This is a genomic window from Sphingobium sp., assembly GCF_033795625.1.
In the GTDB taxonomy this organism is placed as follows: Bacteria; Pseudomonadota; Alphaproteobacteria; order Sphingomonadales; family Sphingomonadaceae; genus Sphingobium.
In genome coordinates, this window is sequence record NZ_JARYGI010000019.1 from 23015 (window position 1) to 46315 (window position 23301).

At 63.0% G+C, this 23301-nt stretch carries 23 protein-coding genes; 11 read left to right on the forward strand and 12 right to left on the reverse strand.

Going from position 1 to position 23301, the window contains the following annotated elements; translation table 11 throughout:
* Window positions 1–7 precede the first annotated feature (7 nt).
* Complete coding sequence (locus QHC67_RS11095; RefSeq protein ID WP_319294290.1) at window positions 8–172, forward strand: hypothetical protein; 165 nt, start codon at window positions 8–10, stop codon at window positions 170–172.
* Window positions 173–176: 4 nt separating this feature from the next.
* Here the strand turns inward: QHC67_RS11095 and QHC67_RS11100 are convergent, their stop codons facing one another.
* Window positions 177–959 carry a transglutaminase family protein gene (locus QHC67_RS11100; RefSeq protein WP_319294292.1) on the reverse strand — a complete coding sequence of 261 codons (783 nt, stop codon included), beginning with the start codon at window positions 957–959 and terminating at the stop codon, window positions 177–179.
* 81 nt (window positions 960–1040) lie between these two features.
* Window positions 1041–3935, reverse strand: coding sequence for an excinuclease ABC subunit UvrA (gene uvrA / locus QHC67_RS11105; protein ID WP_319294294.1), 2895 nt, complete (start codon window positions 3933–3935; stop codon window positions 1041–1043).
* Between the two features lie 763 nt (window positions 3936–4698).
* On the opposite strand from uvrA, the gene QHC67_RS11110 reads away from it, so the two are divergent.
* Window positions 4699–5049 (forward strand): UrcA family protein, encoded by a 351-nt coding sequence (locus QHC67_RS11110; protein ID WP_319294296.1) that lies wholly within the window; start codon window positions 4699–4701, stop codon window positions 5047–5049.
* Window positions 5050–5119: 70 nt separating this feature from the next.
* Here QHC67_RS11110 and QHC67_RS11115 read toward each other — a convergent pair whose 3' ends face one another.
* The 3 genes from QHC67_RS11115 to QHC67_RS11125 all read right to left on the reverse strand — a co-directional run bounded on the left by QHC67_RS11115 (window position 5120) and on the right by QHC67_RS11125 (window position 8686).
* A complete protein-coding gene (locus tag QHC67_RS11115; protein WP_319294298.1) occupies window positions 5120–5749 on the reverse strand; it encodes a glutathione S-transferase family protein in 630 nt (209 codons plus the stop codon).
* A gap of 241 nt (window positions 5750–5990) precedes the next feature.
* Complete coding sequence (gene clpA, locus QHC67_RS11120; protein ID WP_319294300.1) at window positions 5991–8306, reverse strand: ATP-dependent Clp protease ATP-binding subunit ClpA; 2316 nt, start codon at window positions 8304–8306, stop codon at window positions 5991–5993.
* Between the two features lie 182 nt (window positions 8307–8488).
* Window positions 8489–8686: a DUF1192 domain-containing protein gene (locus tag QHC67_RS11125; protein ID WP_319294302.1), complete on the reverse strand. Its 198-nt coding sequence runs from the start codon at window positions 8684–8686 to the stop codon at window positions 8489–8491.
* A gap of 102 nt (window positions 8687–8788) precedes the next feature.
* Here QHC67_RS11125 and QHC67_RS11130 point away from each other — a divergent pair, with 102 nt between their 5' ends.
* From QHC67_RS11130 to QHC67_RS11160, 7 genes are all read left to right on the forward strand, one after another.
* Window positions 8789–9811, forward strand: coding sequence for an NAD(P)H-quinone oxidoreductase (locus QHC67_RS11130; RefSeq protein WP_319294304.1), 1023 nt, complete (start codon window positions 8789–8791; stop codon window positions 9809–9811).
* 238 nt (window positions 9812–10049) lie between these two features.
* On the forward strand, window positions 10050–10937 hold the full coding sequence (locus QHC67_RS11135) for a UDP-2,3-diacylglucosamine diphosphatase (RefSeq protein WP_319294307.1): 888 nt from the start codon (window positions 10050–10052) through the stop codon (window positions 10935–10937).
* Window positions 10934–11980, forward strand: a complete 1047-nt coding sequence (locus QHC67_RS11140; protein WP_319294309.1) for a glycosyltransferase family 1 protein — start codon at window positions 10934–10936, stop codon at window positions 11978–11980. Before QHC67_RS11135 ends, QHC67_RS11140 begins: the two co-directional genes overlap by 4 nt.
* Window positions 11981–12104: 124 nt before the next feature.
* Window positions 12105–12803, forward strand: coding sequence for a DUF1013 domain-containing protein (locus QHC67_RS11145; RefSeq protein WP_319294372.1), 699 nt, complete (start codon window positions 12105–12107; stop codon window positions 12801–12803).
* Between the two features lie 169 nt (window positions 12804–12972).
* Entirely contained in the window at window positions 12973–14667 is a 1695-nt protein-coding gene (locus QHC67_RS11150) for a long-chain fatty acid--CoA ligase (RefSeq protein WP_319294311.1), read from the forward strand.
* Between the two features lie 66 nt (window positions 14668–14733).
* Window positions 14734–15267, forward strand: coding sequence for a peptide-methionine (S)-S-oxide reductase MsrA (gene msrA / locus QHC67_RS11155; RefSeq protein ID WP_319294312.1), 534 nt, complete (start codon window positions 14734–14736; stop codon window positions 15265–15267).
* A gap of 89 nt (window positions 15268–15356) precedes the next feature.
* Window positions 15357–15635 carry a hypothetical protein gene (locus QHC67_RS11160; protein WP_319294314.1) on the forward strand — a complete coding sequence of 93 codons (279 nt, stop codon included), beginning with the start codon at window positions 15357–15359 and terminating at the stop codon, window positions 15633–15635.
* A gap of 6 nt (window positions 15636–15641) precedes the next feature.
* On the opposite strand, the gene QHC67_RS11165 is transcribed toward QHC67_RS11160, so the two are convergent.
* Entirely contained in the window at window positions 15642–16607 is a 966-nt protein-coding gene (locus QHC67_RS11165; protein ID WP_319294316.1) for an L-threonylcarbamoyladenylate synthase, read from the reverse strand.
* A gap of 98 nt (window positions 16608–16705) precedes the next feature.
* On the opposite strand from QHC67_RS11165, the gene QHC67_RS11170 reads away from it, so the two are divergent.
* Window positions 16706–17536: an ATP-binding protein gene (locus tag QHC67_RS11170; RefSeq protein WP_319294318.1), complete on the forward strand. Its 831-nt coding sequence runs from the start codon at window positions 16706–16708 to the stop codon at window positions 17534–17536.
* 3 nt (window positions 17537–17539) lie between these two features.
* Here the strand turns inward: QHC67_RS11170 and QHC67_RS11175 are convergent, their stop codons facing one another.
* A complete protein-coding gene (locus tag QHC67_RS11175; protein WP_319294320.1) occupies window positions 17540–18859 on the reverse strand; it encodes a sorbosone dehydrogenase family protein in 1320 nt (439 codons plus the stop codon).
* Window positions 18860–18915: 56 nt separating this feature from the next.
* Window positions 18916–19092: a hypothetical protein gene (locus QHC67_RS11180; protein WP_319294322.1), complete on the reverse strand. Its 177-nt coding sequence runs from the start codon at window positions 19090–19092 to the stop codon at window positions 18916–18918.
* A gap of 197 nt (window positions 19093–19289) precedes the next feature.
* Between QHC67_RS11180 and QHC67_RS11185 the strand changes: the two genes are divergently transcribed.
* A complete protein-coding gene (locus tag QHC67_RS11185) occupies window positions 19290–19499 on the forward strand; it encodes a hypothetical protein (RefSeq protein ID WP_319294324.1) in 210 nt (69 codons plus the stop codon).
* 3 nt (window positions 19500–19502) lie between these two features.
* On the opposite strand, the gene argC is transcribed toward QHC67_RS11185, so the two are convergent.
* The 4 genes from argC to QHC67_RS11205 form a co-directional block, all read right to left on the reverse strand.
* Complete coding sequence (argC, locus tag QHC67_RS11190; protein WP_319294326.1) at window positions 19503–20429, reverse strand: N-acetyl-gamma-glutamyl-phosphate reductase; 927 nt, start codon at window positions 20427–20429, stop codon at window positions 19503–19505.
* Complete coding sequence (locus tag QHC67_RS11195) at window positions 20426–21334, reverse strand: C40 family peptidase (RefSeq protein WP_319294328.1); 909 nt, start codon at window positions 21332–21334, stop codon at window positions 20426–20428. Before QHC67_RS11195 ends, argC begins: the two co-directional genes overlap by 4 nt.
* The gene (locus QHC67_RS11200) at window positions 21300–21701 is read right to left on the reverse strand and encodes a MarR family transcriptional regulator (RefSeq protein ID WP_413818527.1); all 402 of its coding nucleotides are present in this window, start codon (window positions 21699–21701) and stop codon (window positions 21300–21302) included. The genes QHC67_RS11195 and QHC67_RS11200 overlap by 35 nt, the downstream gene beginning before the upstream one ends.
* Before the next feature lie 63 nt (window positions 21702–21764).
* Complete coding sequence (locus QHC67_RS11205; RefSeq protein WP_319294373.1) at window positions 21765–23162, reverse strand: leucyl aminopeptidase family protein; 1398 nt, start codon at window positions 23160–23162, stop codon at window positions 21765–21767.
* Window positions 23163–23301 lie beyond the last annotated feature (139 nt).

Genomic DNA, 23301 nt, shown 5'->3' on the forward strand with positions numbered 1-23301 from the left:
TGACGGAATGTCCGGCGGCGAACTCGCGCGGAAGGTCAAGGCGCGCTGGCCGGACCTCCGCGTGCTGCCGGCGTCTGGCTATGCGGAGGAAGACGTGGAGCCGGCACTGCCGCGGATCAACAAGCCCTTCCGGCAGGTCGAGCTCGCAGATGTCTTGGCGAAGATGAGGTAGATCGTCAGTCGATCCGGGTAACGCTGACGGTCTGGGATTCCAGCGTGGCGTTACCGAACGCAGTCATGAAGGCGATGTCGGTGGCGTCGCGCCCAACCGCCATGCGCACCATGCCTTCGCGTGGAGCAAGGCCCGTTGCGTCCACGATATGCCATCCCTTGTCCAGCCAGACTTCTACCACCGCATGGAAATCGGGAGGATCGAGCCGCCACGCGTAGACTGAGGCCACTCTGGCCGGGATGTCGTGGGCGCGGACGATGGCGGCGGTCAGATGCGCGAAGTCGCGGCAGACACCCTGCCGTGAGAGGAACGTGTCGGCGGCCGTTGTCGTCACGTCGGAGCTGCCGCAGACGTAACGGATGTGATTGCGTACCCACTCGGCGGCTGCGTTGACGAAGTCGCCGCCCTGCAGCCTGCCGAATTCCTGATGCGCAAAGCTGTAGAGACGGTCGGCCTCGCAATAACGGCTGGGCCACAGGAACGGCACGACCTCGGACGGGAGCGCCGCGAGGGGGGAGGCCGGAAGGCCAACGACAGTGCTGGGCGGGCGCTCGACTTCCATCGTCGCACGATAGTTGGCGTTGAACGCGCCGATGCCCGTCCTCGTCCAGGTGCGGCGTCCTACGCGGTTGCCGCCGGGAATGGTGGAAAGCGGGCCGGCGCCGGTCACGGTCATCCGGTCCTCGATGATGCGCTGGTCCGGCAGATGGGCCGCTTCGATGGCGAGCAGCACATCGGTCGGCTCGCTGAAACGATAATTGAGGTCTGCTTCGATCTGCAGGCGCATTAGGGTCTTTCAGGAACGAGGAACGCCCGCAGGGATGCGCGAGAGCATCCCTGAAGCGCTGGACGGCGAGGTTGGTTCCGGTCAGGCGGCGAGCATTGGTTTTAGATAATGGCCGGTGAAGCTGGCTTTGGTGGCCGCGACTTTCTCGGGCGTCCCTTCGGCCACGACCATGCCGCCCTTCACGCCACCTTCGGGACCCATGTCGATGATCCAGTCGGCGGTCTTGATGACGTCGAGGTTATGTTCGATCACGACGACGCTGTTGCCCTGATCGACGAGCGCGTGCAGCACTTCGAGCAGTTTGCGGACATCATCGAAATGGAGGCCGGTCGTGGGTTCATCGAGGATGTAGAGCGTGTTGCCCGTGGCCCGCCGGGAGAGTTCCTTGGCGAGCTTGACGCGCTGCGCCTCACCGCCGGAGAGGGTGGTCGCCTGCTGGCCGACCTTGACGTAGCCAAGCCCGACTTCGACCAGCATCGCCATCTTGTCGCGGATCGGGGGCACCGCCTTGAAGAACTCGACCGCGTCCTCCACCGTCATGTCCAGCACGTCGGCAATGGACTTGCCCTTGAACTTTACTTCGAGCGTCTCGCGATTGTAGCGCTGGCCATGGCAGACGTCGCAGGTGACGTACACGTCCGGCAGGAAGTGCATCTCGATCTTGATGAGGCCATCGCCCTGACAGGCTTCGCAGCGGCCGCCCTTGACGTTGAAGCTGAAGCGGCCGGGTTTGTAGCCGCGTGCCTGGGATTCGGGGAGCCCGGCGAACCAGTCGCGGATATTGGTGAAGCTGCCGGTGTAGGTCGCAGGGTTGGAGCGTGGTGTGCGGCCGATGGGCGACTGGTCGATGTCGATGACCTTGTCGCAATATTCCAGGCCCGTCACCTTGTCATGCGCGCCCGCGATGATGCGCGCGCCGTTCAGCGCGCGGGCCGAGGCGGCATAGAGCGTGTCGATGGTGAAGCTCGACTTGCCCGAGCCCGATACCCCGGTGATGCAAGTGAAGGTGCCGAGCGGGATCGACGCCGTGACGCCGCGCAAGTTGTTCGCCCGCGCGTTGTGGACGGTCAGCTTCTTGCCCGATCCCTTGCGGCGCTTCTGCGGCACATCGATCTTCCGGGTGCCGTTCAGATAGTCGGCGGTGACGCTGTCACTGTGCGCCAGCAGTTCGGCGAGCGTGCCCTGTGCGACGATCGCCCCGCCGTGCACGCCCGCGCCGGGGCCCATGTCTACGATGTAATCCGCCGAACGAATGGCATCCTCGTCATGCTCGACGACAATGACCGTGTTGCCGAGATCGCGTAGCCGACGCAGCGTTATCAGGAGCCTGTCGTTGTCGCGCTGGTGCAGGCCGATGCTGGGCTCGTCCAGTACGTAAAGCACGCCGGACAGGCCCGAACCGATCTGGCTGGCGAGGCGAATGCGTTGGGATTCGCCGCCCGAGAGCGTGCCGCTGGTGCGATCGAGGTTGATGTAATCGAGCCCGACATTGTTGAGGAAGCCGAGGCGGTCGACGATTTCCTTCAGGATGGCTTTCGCGATCTGGTTCTGCTGGTCGGTCAATTGGGCAGGCAGGGTGCTGAAGAACCCCAGGGCATCGACCACGCTGCGCCGCGTGGATATGGAGATGTCCTCCCCGGCAATCTTGACCGCGCGCGCTTCGGGTTTCAGGCGCGCACCGTGACAGGTCTCGCACGGCTGCGCGGTCTGGTATTTGGACAGCTCCTCACGCATCCAGGCGCTTTCGGTCTGTAGCATCCGGCGATTGAGATTGCCGATGACGCCCTCGAACGGCTTCTTGACGTCATAGGATTTGCGGCCATCCTGAAAGCGCAGCGTGACAGGCTTGCCGCCGGTGCCATGCAGGATGATGAGCTGCACTTCGCCGGGCAGGTCGTGCCAGGGCGTGTCGAGCGAAAAACCGAATTCGCGGGCGAGCGAACTCAGCACCTGCATATAATAAGGGCTCGGCGGATTGGACTTCGCCCAAGGGACGATCGCGCCTTTCTTGAGGCTGAGATTCTCGTTCGGCACGACGAGCTGGCTGTCGAACAGCAGCTTTTCGCCCAAGCCGTCGCAGGCGGGGCAGGCGCCCTGTGGAGCATTGAAGGAGAAGAGCCGCGGCTCGATTTCCGATATGGTGAAGCCGCTGACGGGACAGGCGAATTTTTCGGAGAAGACAACGCGGTTCGCCGGGATGCCGGTGTTCTTCATCTTGCCCGCGGCCTGCGCTTCGTCCTCGCGGCCCGGCACGGTGCCTTCAGCCAGGTCGATATAGGCGAGGCCGTCGGCCAGCTTCAGCGCGGTTTCGAAGCTTTCGGCGAGGCGCGTCTGAATGTCGTCGCGAACCGCGATCCGGTCGACAACGACTTCGATGTCATGCTTCAATTTCTTGTCGAGCGCGGGCGCGTCCTGGATCTCGTACATTTCGCCGTCGATGCGAACGCGCGTGAAGCCGGCCTTCTGCCATTCAGCCAGTTCCTTGCGGTATTCGCCTTTGCGACCGCGCACGACCGGCGCCAGAAGATAGAAGCGCGTCCCCTCCGGCAACTGCATTACGCGGTCGACCATCTGGCTGACGGTCTGCGCGCTGATCGGCAGGCCCGTGACGGGCGAATAGGGAATGCCGACGCGCGCCCAGAGCAGGCGCATATAGTCGTAGATTTCCGTCACAGTCGCGACCGTGGAGCGCGGATTGCGGCTGGTCGTCTTCTGTTCGATGCTGATTGCCGGGGAGAGCCCGTCGATATGCTCGACATCGGGCTTCTGCATCATCTCCAGGAACTGGCGCGCATAGGCGGATAGCGACTCGACATAGCGGCGCTGCCCCTCGGCATAGATGGTGTCGAAGGCGAGCGATGATTTGCCTGACCCCGAAAGACCCGTGATGACGATAAGGCTGTCGCGCGGCAGGTCGACATCAACGCCCTTGAGATTGTGTTCACGTGCGCCACGCACGGAAATATGAGTCAGCATGGGCCGCTTTGTTCCATATTTGTTCAGGGGAGGCAAGGGGGAGCGCGTGTTTACTGCAGGAGATATGGGAGAGCCAGACGGGATCGACAAGATCAGCGGCTTACGACGCTTTGCTGCGGCTCCTGATTTTTAAAAGCGCGTAGAAAGCTTCGAAAAGCTTCAAGCAACTAAATTACGCCGGTCCGCTCAAAGGAGGATTTATTCCGAATACACTAACATGCCGTAGCGTCATATTATAAGGCTTTTGGGCTGTACGGATCGTTTCGCCCCGTATAGTAGCGCCATCAACTGATGTGGATGTCGTTGGCCGACTCCCATGCCACGGTCGTCGAACGAGACGCCGGATACAGGCCGCGACAGGTTAGAAGATTGGGAAGCGAGCAGGTTTCGCTTCCAACAGATTTAGAGATCCTGACGTGCCCGACAGCATTTGCAGGATACGCCCCCGGTCATTCCCTTGCACCGGGGGCGTTTTCATGTCCGGCGCTGGGCCTCTCAAATTACGCTACGGAAACAGTGATCGTTACGCACGTCGTTCGTCGTCGCGCCTATGGTGTTTGTCGACGCGGTTGTCGTCCGCCGACGCTGCGGGATGCCTGTCGAACGTCGCAGGCTCTCAGAACCGCTCTGGCCTATAGCGAACAGGCAGGACGGAACGAAGCGATCCCCTGGATCGACGGACCGTTCGCCCAGGACCGCTTTGCCGCCCCCAAACGGGCAGACCAGTCCAGGCCACAAGGTTCATGTTTTTAGGAGACTTTCGATGCGTATCTCTACCACTTCCAAGGGAATTACTGCCGCTCTTGTTGCCGCTGCCACGCTGATCGCCGGCGCTCCGGCTTTTGCGGAACCTTTCGTTTCGAATGGCCGGACTGCCGAAGTTCGGTATGGCGACCTCGATCTGTCGCAGCCTGCCGGTCAGGCCGAACTGAAGCGCCGGTTGAACAACGCTGCATTCCGCGTTTGTGCATTAAATCCCCAGGACGAAATGGCAGCCTGCCGCAAGATTGCCCTTCGTCATGTGTCGGAACCGATTAAGACTGCCATTGCCCGGGCGGAAACCCGCTCCCGCTATGCGGATGCCACGCCGACGAAGGCTATTGCCGGAAATTGAGCCAGGCCAAGCACCAGCAGAGCCTCCGATGTGTAACCATCGGAGGCTCTTGGCTGTACGACGATGGCGATCACGCCTTTTCTTTGGCTTCCGCGATCAGGGCGTTATCTATTTCCTTTGCGCAAACGTAAGCGGCGCGCGCGCGCAGGCGTTCGGCATAGGCTTCGAAAGATGGCCGTGCCGGCATCGAACCGAATGCCAGGCCCCAATCCACTTGCGATCCGACATACACGTCCGCCGCCGTGAAGCGGTCGCCGCAAATCCACTGGCTACCTGCAATCGCCCGTTCAAGGCCGTCCATCGCCGTGTCGAAGCTGCCATAGCCCAACATCATACTGCGTTCCGCTGGCGCATCCCACTGCATGGAACGGTTCGTCACGGCTGACTCCACGGGCCCGGCGGCGAAGAACATCCATCGGTAATAGTCTGCCCGGTCATCGGGAGAGGGGGCGAGCCCCGCTTCTGGAAACGCATCAGCGAGATAGGCGCAGATTGCCGCGGCTTCCGTCACCACCTTTCCACGATGCACGATGGCCGGAATCTTGCCCATCGGGTTGATGGCGAGATAGTCCGGCGCCTTCATCGAGGTGCCGTAGTCGAGGATCACCTGCTCATAGGGTGCGCCGACTTCCTCCAGCATCCAGCGGGCGATCTGCCCGCGTGACATCGGGTTGGTGTAAAAGGTGATGGTGTCAGCCATGCCGTGCTCCTCTCGAGTCCCTGTTTGGGAACATATCACGAACATGTAATCGTGCAACGTTTTTGGGGCTAACAACGAAGACACTATCGAAGGGGAAGTCGAAACGACATCCTTCGATACGCCATTCGACTGCGCTCAATGGCTACTCAGGACGAACGGCGAAGATTGGCGGCGCCGATTCGACCGCCCAACAAAAAGGGCGACCCGCGGGCCGCCCTCTCCGTTTCAATATTGCTACGGCTTACTTCGCCTTCACTGTCGCCGCTGGCTTGCCACCCTTCTTCCCCTTTTTCGGGGCGGCGGGGATGATCTCGAAGGCCAGCGCATCGTCCTTCAACCGGACATGCACTTCACCGCCGTGGACCAGCTTTCCGAACAGAAGTTCCTCGGCGAGGGGCTGCTTGATCTTCTCCTGCATCAGTCGGCCCATCGGACGCGCGCCGTACAGCTTGTCGTAGCCGCGCTGCGTGAGCCAGGTCTTCGCCTCGTCGTCCAGGGTGATGTGGACTTCGCGGTCGGCCAGTTGCAGTTCCAGTTGCAGGACAAACTTGTCGACCACGCGGGCGACGACTTCGGTCGGCAGGTAGCTGAACGGCACGATCGCATCCAGGCGGTTGCGGAACTCCGGCGTGAACAGCTTCTTCACTGCTTCCTCGCCGACATCGTCGCGCGTTAGGGTGCCGAAGCCGATGCCTTCCTTCTCCATGTCCGACGCACCGGCGTTGGTGGTCATGATCAGGATGACGTTGCGGAAGTCCACAGTCTTGCCGTGGTGATCGGTCAGGCGGCCATTATCCATCACCTGCAACAGGATGTTGAACAGGTCAGGATGCGCCTTCTCGATCTCGTCCAGCAGCAGCACGCAATGCGGATTCTGGTCGATGGCGTCGGTCAGCAGACCGCCCTGATCATAGCCGACATAGCCCGGAGGCGCACCGATCAGGCGGCTGACCGAGTGGCGTTCCATATATTCGGACATGTCGAACCGCTGGAGCGGAATGCCGAGCAACGTCGCCAACTGCCGTGCCACTTCCGTCTTGCCGACGCCCGTGGGGCCGGAGAACAGATAGTTGCCGATCGGCTTGTCCGGATCGCGCAGGCCAGCACGGCTGAGCTTGATCGCGGAGGACAGCACTTCGATAGCTTTCTCCTGCCCGAAGACGACGCGCTTCAAGTCGGTCGACAGCGTTTCCAGCACGCTCTTGTCGTCGGACGATACCGTCTTGGGAGGAATGCGCGCCATCGTCGCGATGACGGCCTCGATCTCCTTGGGCGTGATCGTCTTCTTCCGCTTCGACGGGATCACCAGCATCTGCATCGCGCCGACTTCGTCGATCACGTCGATCGCCTTGTCGGGCAGCTTGCGGTCGTTGATGTACCGGGCCGAAAGCTCCACCGCCGCCTTGATCGCGTCGGGGGTGTATTTGACGTGATGGTGATCCTCGAACGCGCTGCGCAGACCGGCGAGAATCTTGATGGTGTCCTCGACCGTCGGTTCATTGACGTCGATCTTCTGGAACCGGCGCAGCAGGGCGCGGTCCTTTTCGAAGTGGTTGCGGAACTCCTTGTAGGTGGTCGAACCGATGCACCGGATCGTACCGCCCGACAGAGCGGGCTTCAGCAGGTTCGACGCATCCATCGCCCCGCCGCTGGTCGCGCCAGCGCCGATGACGGTGTGGATCTCGTCGATGAAGAGAACCGCGTGCGGCATCTTCTCCAGCTCGTTGACGACCGCCTTCAGCCGCTCTTCGAAGTCGCCGCGATAGCGGGTCCCGGCCAGCAACGCGCCCATGTCGAGCGAGTAGATGACGGCTTCCTTGAGCACTTCGGGCACTTCGCCCTCGACGATCTTGCGGGCCAGGCCTTCCGCGATTGCGGTCTTGCCGACGCCGGGATCGCCGACATAGAGCGGGTTGTTCTTCGACCGGCGGCAGAGGATCTGGATCGTACGGTCGACTTCCGGGCCCCGGCCGATCAGCGGATCGACCTTGCCGTTCTTCGCCTTCTCGTTCAAGTTGACGGTGAACTGGTCGAGCGCACTGTCCTTCTTGCCCTTGGCATCCTGCTTCTTGTCGTCGTCCACTGCGCCCTTGACCTCTCGCGGTTCGGGCGCGGCAGTACCTTTGCCGACCCCATGGCTGAGAAAACTAACCGCATCCAAGCGGCTCATGTCCTGCTGCTGCAGGAAATACACGGCATAGCTTTCGCGTTCCGAGAACAGAGCAACAAGCACGTTAGCGCCCGTCACTTCATCCTTGCCGGAGGACTGCACGTGCAGGATCGCGCGCTGGACGACGCGCTGGAAGCCGCTGGTGGGGGACGGGTCGGTCGCCCCTTCCACTTTCAGGCTGTCGAGTTCGGTATCGAGATATTGCGTGACCGCATCACCCAGCTCGCCGACATCCACGCCGCAGGCCTGCATGACCTTGGAAGCATGTTCATCGTCGATCAGCGCCAACAACAGATGCTCAAGCGTCGCATATTCATGGCGACGCTCGGACGCATGGGTGAGCGCATTGTGCAGCGTGGTTTCTAGCGCAGCGGCGAAAGAAGGCATTTGACGTTACTCCTGGGCCCAAAGAACGGGCGTGTCTGACCCTATGTCGGCATGATGTGCGGGACGATCAAGAGCGGGGCGAATTGCGGGTGTCCGTCCCGCGATCTTCAGGGCGTGTCCCACACCGCTTGGCTGCGTCCTTTCGCGTGCTTGCCGAAAGGGGCGGCCAGGCCGGCGCACGATCATTTCTTGAAGAATGCCTCGGCGCTTGCCTTGTGATTAACGGCGTAGTCGCGTCGCTGCTGCGTTCGGACGATCTCCGCTTTCAGCGCTTCGTTGCGCGCGTCGAGTTCGGCGACCGAAAATGGATCGAGGTCCTGCCGGGTGAGGGCAGTCAGGATGTCATCGGCCTTGCGCGGCTGATATTCTTCCATGTCCATATGGGGGAATGTTGACCCTAATCCCTAGTCTGTCAATAAGGACGGCGAACTGCTCGTCCTGTTTTTTGCGGCGGCGCAGCATTTGTCGAAGGACAGCAGCATATGGCAACCGAACCGGCCCAATCGCAACCGCTTACTCAAGATATGATGGCGGTGGCGATCCCCGTGCCGGGCGGGCCGGAAGCGCTGGTGCCGGAGCGGCGGGCCGTGCCGGTGCCTGGCGAAGGCGAGGTGCTGATCCGCGTGGCGGCGGCGGGCGTCAATCGCCCCGACGTGCTGCAACGGCTGGGAAGATATCCGCCGCCGCCGGGCGCTTCGGACATTCCGGGGCTGGAGGTTGCGGGGACGATCGTGGCGGTCGGACCAGCTGTGGATGCGGCGCTGGCGGGGCAGGCGGTCTGCGCGCTTGTTGCGGGCGGGGGCTATGCGGAATACGCGGTCGCGCCTGCGGTGCAATGTTTGCCGGTGCCGGAGGGCTATGACATCGTCGAGGCGGCGGCGCTGCCCGAGACGTTGTTTACCGTGTGGACCAATTTGTTCGAGCGCGCTTATGTCGTCACGGGCGACACCGTGCTGGTGCATGGCGGCACCAGCGGCATAGCGACCATGGCGATCCGGCTGTGCAACCTGTTCGGCATCCGGATCATCGTGACCTGCGGGTCGGACGGGAAATGCCAGGCGGCGCGGGATTGGGGCGCGGATCACGCCATCAACTATCGCGACGCCGATTTCGTGGCGGAGGTGAAGCGCATCACCGACGGCGCGGGCGTGCAGGCAGTGCTGGACATGGTGGGCGGCGATTACCTGCCGCGCAATCTGGCCTGCCTTGCGCCGGATGGGCGGCATGTGTCGATCGCGGTGCTGGGCGGGGCAAAGGCGGAGATATTCATCCCGCAGATCATGCAGAATCGCCTCACGCTGACCGGATCGACGCTGCGAGCGCGGTCGGTGGCGTTCAAGGGGCTGGTTGCGGATGAGCTGTCTCGGACGGTGTGGCCGTTCGTTGCGGAGGGGCGGTTGCGTCCGGCTATGGATAAGACCTTTCCGTTGAAGGATGCCGCCGCGGCACATGCGCGGATGGAGGCCGGGGACCATGTGGGCAAGATCGTGCTGGTGGTGGTGTGACGTAGTTCTCCACTCCGCCGTTCGGGCTGAGCTTGTCGAAGCCTTGCACTGAACGAAGTGAAGTATGCTTCGCTATCGCTCAGCAGAACCTTCGACTTCGCTCAGGGCGAACGGGATCTCGATTATAAGTGTCGATGCGGGTGACGGCGAGCGTAACACCTTCGTAACACTTCACCTCAAAGTGTAACAGAATGAAGCTATTGCCTGTGCTCCAGGGACATCAATCCTGGGAGTTCGCATGGACACGATCACTCGCCTGCCGTTCCTGGCCGACTTCGACGAGGGCCACAGCTTCGACCTGAATGTGCCGGAGGCCGATGTCGAGAGCCGCCGGAAATATCGGGCGATCTGGATTTCCGACATCCATCTCGGCACGCGCGGATGCAATGCGGGGATGCTCATCGACTTCCTCGACAATGTGGACAGCGACACCATGTATCTGGTGGGCGACATCATCGACGGCTGGCGGCTGAAGAAGAAATTCTACTGGCCCGCGACGCATAACGATATCGTCTGGCGGATCATGAAGCGGGCCAAGCGTGGCACGCGGGTCGTGTATATCCCCGGCAACCATGACGAGATGTTCCGCCAGTTCACCGGCCTCAACTTCGGTGGCGTGGAAATAAGGCGCAAGGCGATCCACGAGACGGCGGACGGGCGCAAGCTGCTGGTGCTGCATGGCGACGAATTCGACACGATCATGCTGGCGCACCGCTGGCTGGCCTTCGTCGGTGACGCTGCCTATCACGCGCTGATGAGCCTCAACATCGTCGTCAACAAGGTGCGCAACTGGTTCGACTTGCCCTACTGGTCGCTCTCCAAAATGGCCAAGCACAAGGTCAAGAACGCGGTGGAGTTCATCTCCAAGTTCGAGGAAGTCGTCGCGCGTGAAGCGGGGACACGCGGCGTGGATGGCGTGGTGTGCGGCCATATCCACAATGCCGAAATCCGCGAGATTGCGGGTGTCGCCTATTATAATGATGGCGATTGGGTGGAAGGCTGCACCGCGCTGGTCGAGCATATGGACGGGCGCATGGAAGTGCTGCACTGGGCGGACGAGATCGCCGCGCGCGAAGCTGCCAAGGCTGCGGCTGCCCTGCCTGACAAGGAGTTGCTCGCGGCATGAAGCCTGACGGGTCCCAGCGCATCGTGATCGTCACCGACGCCTGGGCGCCGCAGGTCAATGGCGTCGTGCGGACGTTGCAGTCAGTGAGCATGGAGTTGCGGGCGATGGGGCATCAGGTCCATGTGATCTCGCCCGATCAGTTCGGTTCGATTCCGTGTCCGACCTATCCCGAGATACGGCTGGCGATGGCACGGGGCCGAACGATCGGGCGCACCATAGCGGACTTCCGGGCCGATGCGGTGCATCTGGCGACGGAGGGGCCATTGTGCCTTGCCGCGCGACGCTGGTGCCTGCGGAACAAGGTGCCGTTCACGACTGCCTATCATACGCATTTCCCCGATTATGTCGCCAAGCGCACCGGCCTGCCCGCGGCGTGGTTCTGGCGCTATATCCGCTGGTTCCACGGGCCTGCGCAGGCCGTGCTGGTGTCCACGCGATCTGTGCGGGAGCAGTTGCGCGCACATGGCATCCCCCAGGTGCGGCCGTGGGGCAGGGGTGTGGACCAGACGGGCTTTGGGCCGGACGTGCCGCCGCACCCGGCGATGAAGGGCTTGCCCGGACCGATCCAGCTTTATGTGGGCCGGATTGCTGTCGAGAAGAATATCGAGGCGTTCCTGCAAAGCAAGCATCCCGGAACCAAGGTAGTCATCGGCGACGGCCCTGCGCGGGCGGCGCTGGAGCATGGCTTTCCGGATGCGGTATTTCTGGGCGCTTTGTCGGGCGCTGCGCTGGCGGGCGCCTATGCCGCTGCGGACGTCTTCGTGTTCCCCAGTCGCACCGATACGTTCGGGCTGGTGATGATCGAGGCGCTTGCCTGCGGTACGCCCGTCGCAGCCTATCCCGTCACTGGCCCCGTCGATATCGTGACGCCGGAGACGGGTGGCCTCTCCGAAACGCTGGAGGACGCCATTGCCTTGGCGCTAACCCGGAACCGGGGGGCCTGCGCCGCTTATGGCCGCAGCTTTACTTGGGAAGTCAGTGCGCAGCAGTTCGTGGCCGGGCTCCACCCGGTCAAGCCGGACGCGCTTCTGGACGCGGCATAGGGACCAGACGCTTTCCCTTGCCGTCGCGGCAGCTTTGGATTACATCTGGAACTCTACAGGCCGTCCCCTAGGGGCGGCCCTTATTGTTTGCAGTTCCGGAGAGCCTTTCGTGTCCCAGCCGCTCATGCCCCACGCGACCGCCAGTTGGCTGGTCGACAATACCGCCCTCAGCTTCGACCAGATCGCGGAGTTTTGCGGCCTTCACATCCTGGAAATCCAGGCGATTGCCGACGATACGGCGGCGACCAAGTATACCGGCCGCGATCCGGTGCGCGCGCATGAACTGACGATGGAGGAAATCCACAAGGGCGAAGCGAACCCCGACTATCGCCTGAAGATCCAGAAAGGCCCCGAGCCTGTCCGCCGCACCAAGGGGCCGCGCTACACGCCGGTTTCCAAGCGTCAGGACAAGCCCGATGGCATCGCGTGGATCATCCGCAACCATCCCGAGATTTCCGATGGCGCGATCAGCAACCTGATCGGAACGACCCGCACCACGATCCAGGCGATCCGCGAACGCAGCCACTGGAACATCGCCAACATCACGCCGAAAGATCCGGTCACGCTTGGCCTGTGTTCGCAGCGGGAGCTGGATGCGCTGGTATCCAAGGCCGCGAAGAAGGCCGGCATCGAAGCGCCAACGGACTCGCGTCTGGATGGCGACCGCGCCGCGCTGATCGAGGAACTGCGCCGCGAGCGTGACGACAATGTGCGCCGCGCTGAAGACGCGCTGAACGCCGAATCCGCGGCGCAGGCCGAGGGCGCGTTCATCAACGAAGCGGCCGCACTGATCGACCCGTTCCGCAGCAAGGACGAAGCATAAGCGTCTGAGGGCGACCTGAACCGGGCGCCCCGTGAACAAAGTGTAGAGATCGAAGAGGGCGCGGTGCCGTTACGGCATTGCGCCCTCTTCGCATGTCACTGGATTCATGCTGCTGCCGGTGGTTCTGCCGGGATTGTCAGGCATGAAATCTCCACTTACACCTGTGTAAATGGAGAGAGAAAACATCATCTGGAACCGGCATTACAGCCACCCCGTCAAGTGGGACCAGACGTTCCCGCCGCTGTCGCTGACCGACATGTTCCTGAACAGCGCCATGGCCCATCCACAGGCCAACCTCATCGACTTTCTGGGCCGCAAATACAGCTATGCCGAATGTCTTGACGGGGTCCGCCGGGTAGCGTGCGGATTGCAGGCCATGGGTGTCAGGAAGGGCGACCGGGTCGGGCTCTATCTCCCAAATGTGCCGCATTATGTCGCGGCTTATTATGGCGCGATGATGGCCGGGGCGATCGTCGTCAACTTCTCGCCGCTCTACACCGCCGCGGAACTCGCGCATCAGGTGGAGGATAGCGGCACCATGATATTGTTCACGCTTTCCGCCAGGGCGTTGCTGCCGACCGCGCTGGAGGTGCTGGAGACCAGCAGCCTGGAAAAGCTGGTCGTGGGGTCGATTGCGGGGGCGCTGCCCGCAGCCAAGTCGATCTTCTACCGCATGTTCAAGAAGGCCGAAATCATCGAGCGGCCACATAATCCAGGGGTCGTCGCCTTCTCCAGGCTCATCGCCAACAAAGGCGAATGCGTGGTCGCGCCGATCGATCCCGTGGAGGATGTCGCGCTGCTGCAATATACCGGCGGCACTACCGGCGTGCCGAAGGGTGCGATGCTGACGCACCAGAATTTGAGCGCCAATGCCCGGCAGGTGCAGGCGCTCGATCCGGGATCGGAGGAGCCCGACCGGATTATCGGCGTGCTGCCTTTCTTCCATGTCTTCGCCAACACCTGCACGCTCAATCGCACGGTGCTGATGGGCGGCGAGATCGTGATGCTGCCCCGGTTCGAGGCCGTGCAGGTGCTCGCCGCGATCCAGCGCACGAAGGCGACATCGCTGCCCGGCGTGCCGACCATGTATCAGGCGCTGCTCGATCACCCCGCCATTCGCAACATAGATTTCTCTTCGCTGCGGGTGTGTATTTCAGGCGGCGCGCCGCTGCCGCTGGAGGTCAAGCAGCGGTTCGAGACCGCGACCGGAGCGAAGTTGGTGGAGGGCTACGGGCTGACGGAGAGCAGCCCGGTCGTCTGCTCCAATCCTTATGAGGGGCTGAACAAGACCGGGACGGTCGGGCAGCCGGTTCCAGGTACATGGGTCAAGGTAGTGGATCGCGAGGACCCGACCCGGCCGCCGCCGGAGGGCGAGCCAGGTGAGCTGCTGTTTTCCGGGCCGCAGATCATGAAAGGCTATTGGCGGAGGCCCGATGCGGATGCCGAGGTGTTCGTGGACGGATGGCTGCGCACCGGCGATATCGGCGTGATCGACGAGGATGGCTATGTGAAGATCGTCGACCGGCTGAAGGACATGATCGCGGTCGGCGGTTTCAAGGTTTTTCCGAGCCAGATCGAAGCGATCCTGTATCACCATCCGGCAGTCAAGGAAGCCCTGGTGATCGGCATACCGGACAGCTATCGCGGCGAGATGCCCAAGGCGTTCGTGACGTTGCAGGACGGTGCGCCGGCCATTGACGGTGACGAACTGAAGACATGGCTGAACCCGCAGCTTGGCAAGCACGAGCGGGTCGCAGCAGTGGAGGTGCGCGCTTCGCTCCCAAAGACGCTGGTCGGCAAGCTATCGCGAAAGGAACTCGTCGCGGAGGAGCGGGTCAAGGCAGCCGCCGCGGGCGTCGCCTGACGCTTGCGCCGGGGCCTCGCGAACCTATTTAGGATAACGACCCCCAGTTTCTTTCAAGGACATTGCATGGCGCAGGAAATCGCAACGCTCGCCGGAGGCTGCTTCTGGTGCACGGAGGCTGTCTACGCCCGCCTGAAAGGCGTGTCGTCTGTGACGAGCGGCTACATCGGCGGGAGCGTGGCCGATCCGACCTATGAGCAGGTGTGCAGCGGGCGGACGGGGCATGCGGAGGCCATCCGCGTGGTCTTCGATCCCGATGTGATCAGCTATGGCGATTTGCTTGATATCCATTTTGCGACCCACGATCCGACGACCCTGAACCGGCAGGGCAACGACATCGGTACGCAATATCGTTCGGCGATTTTCCCCCATTCACCAGAGCAGGAAGCGGAGGCCAAGGCTGCCATCGCGCGGGCGCAGGCCGATCAACGCGACCCCATCGTCACGACCATAGAGCCGCTGGCGGAATGGTATCCGGCTGAGGATTATCATCAGCAATATTGGGACCGCGTGGGCACGCAGAACCCCTATTGCATGGCCGTCATCCCGCCCAAGCTGCAGAAACTCCAGAAAAAGTTCGCCGAGCGGCTGGAGGCGTAAATCCGGTCTGGTGCGGTTCAGCTTGTTCGTGGCATGGAGGGGGACGACGCATCGCATTGCCGTGCGCAGCAGGTTTCAGGGGATTTTCAATGCCGCACCATAGCCGTTCATATCTTGCCCTATTGGCGCCAGTGGTTCTGCTGACTCTGCCCGGCTGCGTGGCGCGGACTGCGGCGAACATCGTCACCATGCCGGTACGGGCGGGTGCGCAGGCCGCCGACTGGGCGACGACGAGCCAGGATGAGTCCGACCGCAATTACGGCCGCGAGATGCGCAAGAAGGAAGAGCGCGAAGGCAAGGAGCGGAAAAAGGCGGACAAGGAACGCCGCCGCGCCTGCGAGGATGCAGGCTATCACAACTGCGATTGATGCCGGTCAGGCAGCGGCGCGCTTCAGCCGATCGTTGATGGCGAGGCCAACCCCCTCGTTCGGTATCGGGGCGACGGCGATGCGGTTCGCGGTGCTGGCGTCGGCCAGATGCAATGCGGCGAAGATGTTCGAGGCCGCTTCCTTCAAATCTGCTTCCGGGCTGAGATTGTAATGACACGGCATCAGTCCGAAGCCGATCAGATACTCGTCACGCTCGGCCTTTAGCGCGTTGAGGCGAACGGGCTTGCCGGGCGCATAGTGGCTCTCGAGCTGGCCGGGTGCTTCGATGCCTTCGAGGGGCACATGATGCCCGGCGGTTTCGATGGGAAGGCCCGATGCGTCCTCCAGCATCGCCGCAGTGACAGATCCAGGGCGGAGCAGGCGGACGCGCATTTCTTCGGGCGCGGCGATGGTGGACTCCACGCCTTCGCTGGTGGGGCCGGCGTCGAGGATCATCCGGACTCTTCCGCCAAGGCTGGCGAGCACATGCTCCGCGCGCGTGGGGCTGATCGCGCCGCTGCGATTGGCGGAGGGCGCGGCGAGGGGTTTTCCGCTCTCCCGGATGAGGCTCAGCATCGCCGGATGCGCGGGCATGCGCAGGGCGATGGTGGGCAGCCCTGCCGTAACCCGCGGGGCGATGCCGCTGTCGGGGCGCAGGGGCAGTACTAAAGTAAGCGGGCCGGGCCAGAATGCGTCCGCCAGTTTTTGCGCGCTGGGGCCAAAGAGCGCGATGCGTTCCGCCATGTCCCGGTCGGAGACATGGACGATGAGCGGATTGAACCCCGGCCGTCCCTTTGCAGCGTAGATCGCCGCCACGGCCTGATCGTCGGTGGCGTCTGCGGCCAGTCCGTAGACCGTCTCAGTGGGAACGGCGACGGGTTCTCCCGCGCGGATCAGCGTCGCGGCTTCGCGGAGGGCTGCCGTATCATAACGGCAGATGCGCGTGATGAATTGGGAATTGGGAATGGTCACGGCCTCGCGCTATACCTTCGGCAACATCGCGTTAGAAGCGTAAAGCGTCAAAACCGTTACGCTTGCCGTGCGGCATTGCCGTGGATAAAGCCGCGGCCATGACCGATCCTGCTCTTTCCCGCATCGCCGACGCTCTGGAAGCCATTGCGCGCCATGTCACGCCTGCCAGTGAAGCGGCAGTCGATCTGACCGCGGCGCCTGCCTATCATTGGGACGGTAGTGTTATCCGGGCAGTAGATGCCTTCGCGCCTGTCGACTTCGATTTGCTGGCGGGGATCGACGCGCAGAAATCCTCGCTGCTGGAAAACAGCCGCCGCCATGCCGCAGGGCTCCCGGCGCATGACGTGCTGCTGTGGGGCGCGCGAGGGACGGGCAAGTCGGCGACCGTTGCAGCCTCCGTGGCGCGGTTGCAGCGAGAGGGCATGGATGTAGCGCTGGCGCAATGTGCCACCGATAGCCTGGCGAGCCTGCCCGCCTTGTTCCATTTGCTGCGGGGAACGTCGCGGCCGTTCATCCTGTTTCTCGACGATCTGGGGTTCGATGATGCGGGCGGGGACGCGCGGGCGTTGCGCTCGCTGCTGGAGGGCGGGGCGACGGCGCGGCCCGCCAATGTGCGGCTCTATGTGACGTCCAACCGCCGCCATATCGTGCCGCGCTACCTGCAGGAGCAGGACGATCCGATCAACATGCGCGATGTGGTGGACGACAAGATGGCGCTGGCCGATCGCTTTGGCCTCAGCCTTGGCTTCCACAATCTGGATCAGGACGCTTATGTCGCGATCGTGCGCGGCTATGCAACGCGATTCGGGCTCAGCTTCGAGGCTCTGGACGCCGTGCAATGGGCGACGCAGCGGGGTAGCCGATCAGGCCGCGTCGCGTGGCAATATGTGGTCGAGCTGGCGGGCCGGGCGGGGAAACGCCTTAGCTGAGCGCTACCTGGCGACGCGCCAAATCACGCCGCCGACATCGTCGCTGACCAGCAGTGCGCCGCTCTTGTCCAGCAGCACGTCGACGGGACGACCGCGCGCATTTCCATCCTTGTCGAGAAAGCCGGTGAGCACATCGACGGGCTTGCCGTTCGCCTGCCCATCGGCAGTGAAGGGCACGAACATGACCTTGTAGCCAGACGCGGGCTTGCGGTTCCAGCTACCGTGCAGGCCGACGAATGCGCCGCGATCGAAGGGCGCCCCAAGCGCGGAGCCAGTGGCGAAGCTGAGCCCCAAGGCCGCGACATGGTTGCCCAGCGCATAGTCCGGGCGATGCGTGTATTCGCGCAGTTCCGGGCGCTCCGGCTGCACGCGGCGGTCCTCATAGCCGCCCCAGTAATTCCAGGGCCAGCCGTAGAAGCCGCCGAACTCCACACGCGTCAGATAGTCGGGGACGAGATCGCTGCCCAGCATATCGCGCTCGTTCACCACCGCCCACAACTCACGCGTCGTCGGCTCCCAGGCCATGCCAACAGGGTTACGCAGGCCGCTCGCGAAGATGCGATAGCCCCCCTTCTGCAGGTTCACTTCCAGGATGTTGGCGCGATTGGCTTCGGCGTCGAGGCCGTTTTCCCCGATGTTGCTGTTCGATCCGACCGCGACATAGAGCAATGTGCCGTCGGGATTGGCGAGCAGGTTCTTGGTCCAGTGCATATTCGGCGCACCAGCGGGCAGGTTCATGATCTTGCGGCCCTTGGCGACGATCTTCGTCTCGCCGGTCCGGTAGGGGAAGGCCATCAGCGCATCGGTGTTGGCGACGTAGAGCGTCTCGCCGACCAGCGCCATGCCATAGGGCGATTTGAGGCCCGTCAGGAACGCCGTCTTCACGTCCGCCCTGCCGTCGCCATTGGTATCCCGCAGCAGGGAAATGCGGTTCGGCGAGGGGCCGCCTGCTCCGGCCTTGCTCATCATCCAGCCCATGATGCGGTCCTTGATGCCCGTGGGTTTAGTCGCCGGGCCTCTGGTTTCTGCGACCAGAACGTCGCCATTGGGCAAGCGGATGATGGAACGCGGATGCTCCAGTCCTTCGGCGAAGCGAACGACCTTCATGCCCTTGGCGGGGACGGGGGCCTCTCCGGCTTTCCAGCCGACGACATCGGCGATTTTGACCGTCGGGATCATCTCGCGCCGGGCGACCGTGAAAGCGGGGTCGCGGCCGACATCCTGACCGGCACTCAACTGGGCCGTGTCACCGCGCGCAAGGTACAGAACACCACCCACCGCAACGGCGAGTATGACGAGCAGCAACAGCCAATATCTTTTCATGACGATGATCTAGGTCGATGACACGGCAGCCGCAAGCGCTCCCCGCAGAAATCGGTCTATTCGCCGCGTTCGCGCAGCCATAGCAGCACGGCGATGATTACCCCGACGCCGATGCCGCCGAGCAGGCCGATGGAGGGCTGCCCCAGGGCACCGCCGCCGATGGCGCCAACCAGCGCGAGCAGTGCGATAATGGCGCCGGCGCCAGTGGGATTAGTCTTCTTCGGGGTTGTCATGCGGTGCCTTTGCCATGGTTCATTATGGGACGCCATCCGTTTCGGCGTGACACATCTGTGCCGAAATGGCATTTGGCTAACGCATCGTTGACCACCATGTTGCGCAGCATTGCGTGACTGCGGCTTTCTGGCACGGCTCTTGAGAGAAGAAGCGCGCATGATCGGCCGGGTTCCTTGGGCGACATGCGGGGGACTTCATGCAGACACCTTTCCTAGTTGACCGCGCCAGTGTGGACGATGCCGCGGATCTGATCGCCGCCTATGGCGACCATGCCGCCTGCGAAGCCGTGGCGCGCGCCGGGCGGAGCCGTGACCTTGGCAACCATATCCACTTCTGCCGCTGGCGCCAGATCGAACGGCTGATCCTGTTGCTGTCGGTCGAAGCGCCGCTGGGCACCATTCACTAGACGCTAGAGTTTCAGCCCCGCCGTTTCGTCGAGTCCCGCAAGGATGTTGAGGTTCTGGACCGCTGCGCCCGCCGCGCCCTTGCCGAGATTGTCGAGGGCGGCGACCAGCCGCACCTGCGTACCGCTGGCGTTGCCGAAGACGAACAGGTCGAGGCGGTCGCTGCCTGCGCAGCGCTCTATGGCCAGCGTGGCGCTGTCATAGTCGTCCACGACATGCACCACCGAGGATGCGGCATAGGCGTCGCGCAGGGCTGAGCGCAGGGCCTCGGCGGATGGCGCGCCCGATATCGCGCCGATGGGAAGCGGCACGTCCACGATCATTCCACGATAGAGCGGCACGACCGAAGGCGCGAAGACAGGCGCGTTCGTCAGACCGCAATGGGCCTGCATTTCCGGCACATGTTTGTGCGAGAGAGTGAGGGCGTAAGTCGAATAGGCGGGAATGGGGCGACCGCCTTCATAATCTGCGATCATCGCCTTGCCGCCGCCGGAATAGCCTGACGCGGCATTGCACGTCAGCGGCCAGTCCTCCGAAATCAGTCCGGCGCGCACCAGCGGCGCGACAAGGGCGATAAAACCCGTCGAATAGCAGCCCGGATTGCTGACACGCCTGGCCGCGGCAAAGGCTTCACGACCGGCAATTTCCGGAAAGCCATAGACCCAGCCCGGCGCGACGCGATGCGCAGTCGAGGCGTCGATCACCTTCGTGCGGTCGTTGTCGATCAGCGAGACGGCCCCGCGCGCGGCGTCGTCGGGCAGGCAGAGGATCACGATGTCCGCATCGTTCAGCGCGGACTTGCGGGCCGAAGCCTCCTTGCGTTGCTCATCGGACAGAGTGATTAGGGAAAGCTCCGGGCGATCGGCCAGCCGCTCGCGGATTTCCAGGCCGGTCGTGCCTGCGCCGCCATCGATGAAAACATGGGTGGTCATGAGTCGATCCTCCGCCGTGCGAGAACAGGTTGATCGTGATCCGGCTTCAGGCGGGCTATTACGTCCGCCAACGGCTCGATAACCGTCGCCATCCAAAAGGCATTCGCGTGTAGCATTTGCGTCTCGTCCACCATCACGCCGACATGGCCGGGGAAGAAAACAAGGTCGCCGCGTTGCAGGGCGGCACCGTCGGGCAGGGGATTGCCGATGCCTTCGCGTTGCAGATCCGTATCCCGAGGCACTGCACGGCCACATTGTCCGAGTGCTGTCTGGACCAGTCCCGAGCAATCCACGCCCTGATATCCGCGCCCGCCCCAAATGTAGGGCTGGCCGATGTAGCGCTCAGCCACGGCGACCCAGTCGGTCTCCGCGGTCTCCACCGCGGCGGCTTGGCGGCTGTGCACATATCCTTCGGCGCAGTGGAGGAAGGCGTCCTCACTCGTTGCCGGGAACAGGGAGCCACGCGGCCACGCATCGACGATGCGCGACTTGATATCGGGTTCGGCAAAGACCGGGGCCAATGCCGCGGTCACGCGATGAGTCGCGATCTCCCGCACGTCCAGCGCCTCGCGCCGGACATAGCCGACATAGCCATCATGGCCGCAGAAGCCCCATGCCCATTCGGCATTGACGTCCAGAACATGGAAGATTTCGCCGCGTAGTAGTTGCGAGACGCATTCGGCGGATAGGGATTTGCCCGCGCGGACCGGCGTGCCGGGCGCAACGCAGCTCATCTCGGCAGCCTGTGCATAATGGGCAGAGAACAGCACGCCCGCGAGCGACACGTCGGCAAGGTCGCTGCGGATGGCGTGGATGCGCTTGTCGAGGACCGCCGAGCGGCCCTGCAGCCGGAACCTCGTACGATCCGTCTTAGTGGCCGCTGCCCTTTTCGCGATGCTTTTCATCCCGGCCCGTTCCGGCGATGAATCCATTGAATCCGTCAAGAAAATCTGCCCCTTTCGGCGTCCGCGCGACAAAGATGTTCCGTCGGTCGGTCACGTCGCGTTCGCGGCGCAGATAGCTTAGAGCAGACAGCTTGTTAAGAGCACGTGTAATCACCGGCTTCGACACGTTGAGAGCCTCGGCCAATCCGCGTACTGTGTGGGGGCCGGGTTCCACATAGACCATCATCATTAGCGCCATTTGCCGGTTAGTCAGGTCCGGCTCACCCGAACGGACATAATCGACCAGGGTGTGCATCCATTTGTCGAGCATCGGCGGCGTCCGGCGTTCGGCAAGGGCGGGGTCTTGAGGGGGTGCCTGAACATTCATGACCTCCCAACGCGCCACATGAAATCCGGTTGCGTAACGGACCGGCAGCTACGGTTATTTACGTTAACTTTGTTGATCATATCGGGATTGCAGCATGGCGAAGGCCGCGCGCAGTCCCAGAGCCTCGCCGCCCTTGGGGCGTCCGGGCTTCGAAGCGGGTCGCCAGGCGAAGGTGTCGAAATGCGCCCAGGGCAGCCCGTCGGGAACAAATTTCTGCAGGAACAATGCGGCTGTGATCGAGCCTGCAAATCCCCCTTCACCTGCGTTGTTGATGTCCGCCACATCAGATTTCAGCATGTCCGCATAGGCGCTCCACAGCGGTAGCCGCCAGAGCGGGTCGTCGGTGCTGGCGCCTGTCTGCTCAAGGTCACGGGCGAGGGCGTCGTCATTCGAAAACAGGGCAGGGAGATCCGGTCCCAGAGCCACCCGCGCGGCGCCCGTCAGCGTTGCAAAATCGAGGATCAGTTCGGGCGCGCCCTCGACCGCTTTCGCAAGGGCATCGCCAAGGACCAGTCTCCCTTCCGCGTCGGTGTTGCCGATCTCCACGGAAATGCCCTTGCGTGAAGCGAGAATGTCGCCGGGGCGGAAGGCGTTGCCGCTGATGGCGTTCTCGACGGCGGGCACCAGCACATGAAGATGTACGGGAAGGCGGCTCGCCATCACCAATCGCGCAAGGGCCAGTGCGTGAGCAGCCCCGCCCATATCCTTCTTCATCAGCCGCATGCCCGACGAGGGCTTGATGTCGAGGCCACCGCTGTCGAAGCAAACGCCTTTTCCGACGATTGCCACTTTGGGGTTCTTCGGATCGCCCCAGGTCAGTTCGATCAGGCGCGGCGCGAAGCTGCGGTCGGCGGCGCGCCCTACGGCATGGATCATCGGATATCCCGAGGCGAGCGCGTCGCCCTGCGTTACCTCCATCTTCGCGCCAAAGGCCGAGGCGATGGTCGCGGCGGCAGCTTCCAGATCGGGAGGTCCCATGTCGGCGGCGGGAGTGTTCACCATGTCGCGCACCAGCGCGACGGCTTCCGCCAGCAGGATAGCGGGCTCGATCTGTCGCACGTCCTCCGTCAGCAAGATGCGAGGGCCGACGGGATGCTCGTCCTTGCGATACCGGTCGAAGCGGTACTGCGCGGTGAGCCATCCAAGCATCGCAGCCCCGGCGCGCCTGTCTTTCAGGCGATATGTCCCTGCAGGCAGGACTTCGGCGAGCTTTGCCAGGCACCAGCTCGACAGCTTCTGGGTATCGGCCACGCCTGAGACTATCGACCACTCGTCCGCAGCGTCGCCCGGCAGGATCGCATATTCGAAGCCCTTGCCAGTGAACTTCTGCGCAGCGACTGCCGTGCGGGTGCGTTCGGGCTGCGCACCCAGCCATTCGGGAAAGCTCTTGCTGTCGACGAGCTGGATGGCGCGGGCGGGCTGGCTCTGGTCAGCCTTCAGCAGTTCGGAATAATCGGTCATCGCGACGATGTAGGCCAAACCGCCGACCCAAGAAAGGTGGCTTTTCGCCGCTTTTGCCTATCTACCGACAGATGCGGGGCATTGAATTGGCCAAGCAAAAGCATATCATCACAGCATCAGGCAATAAGTTGGAGAGCCA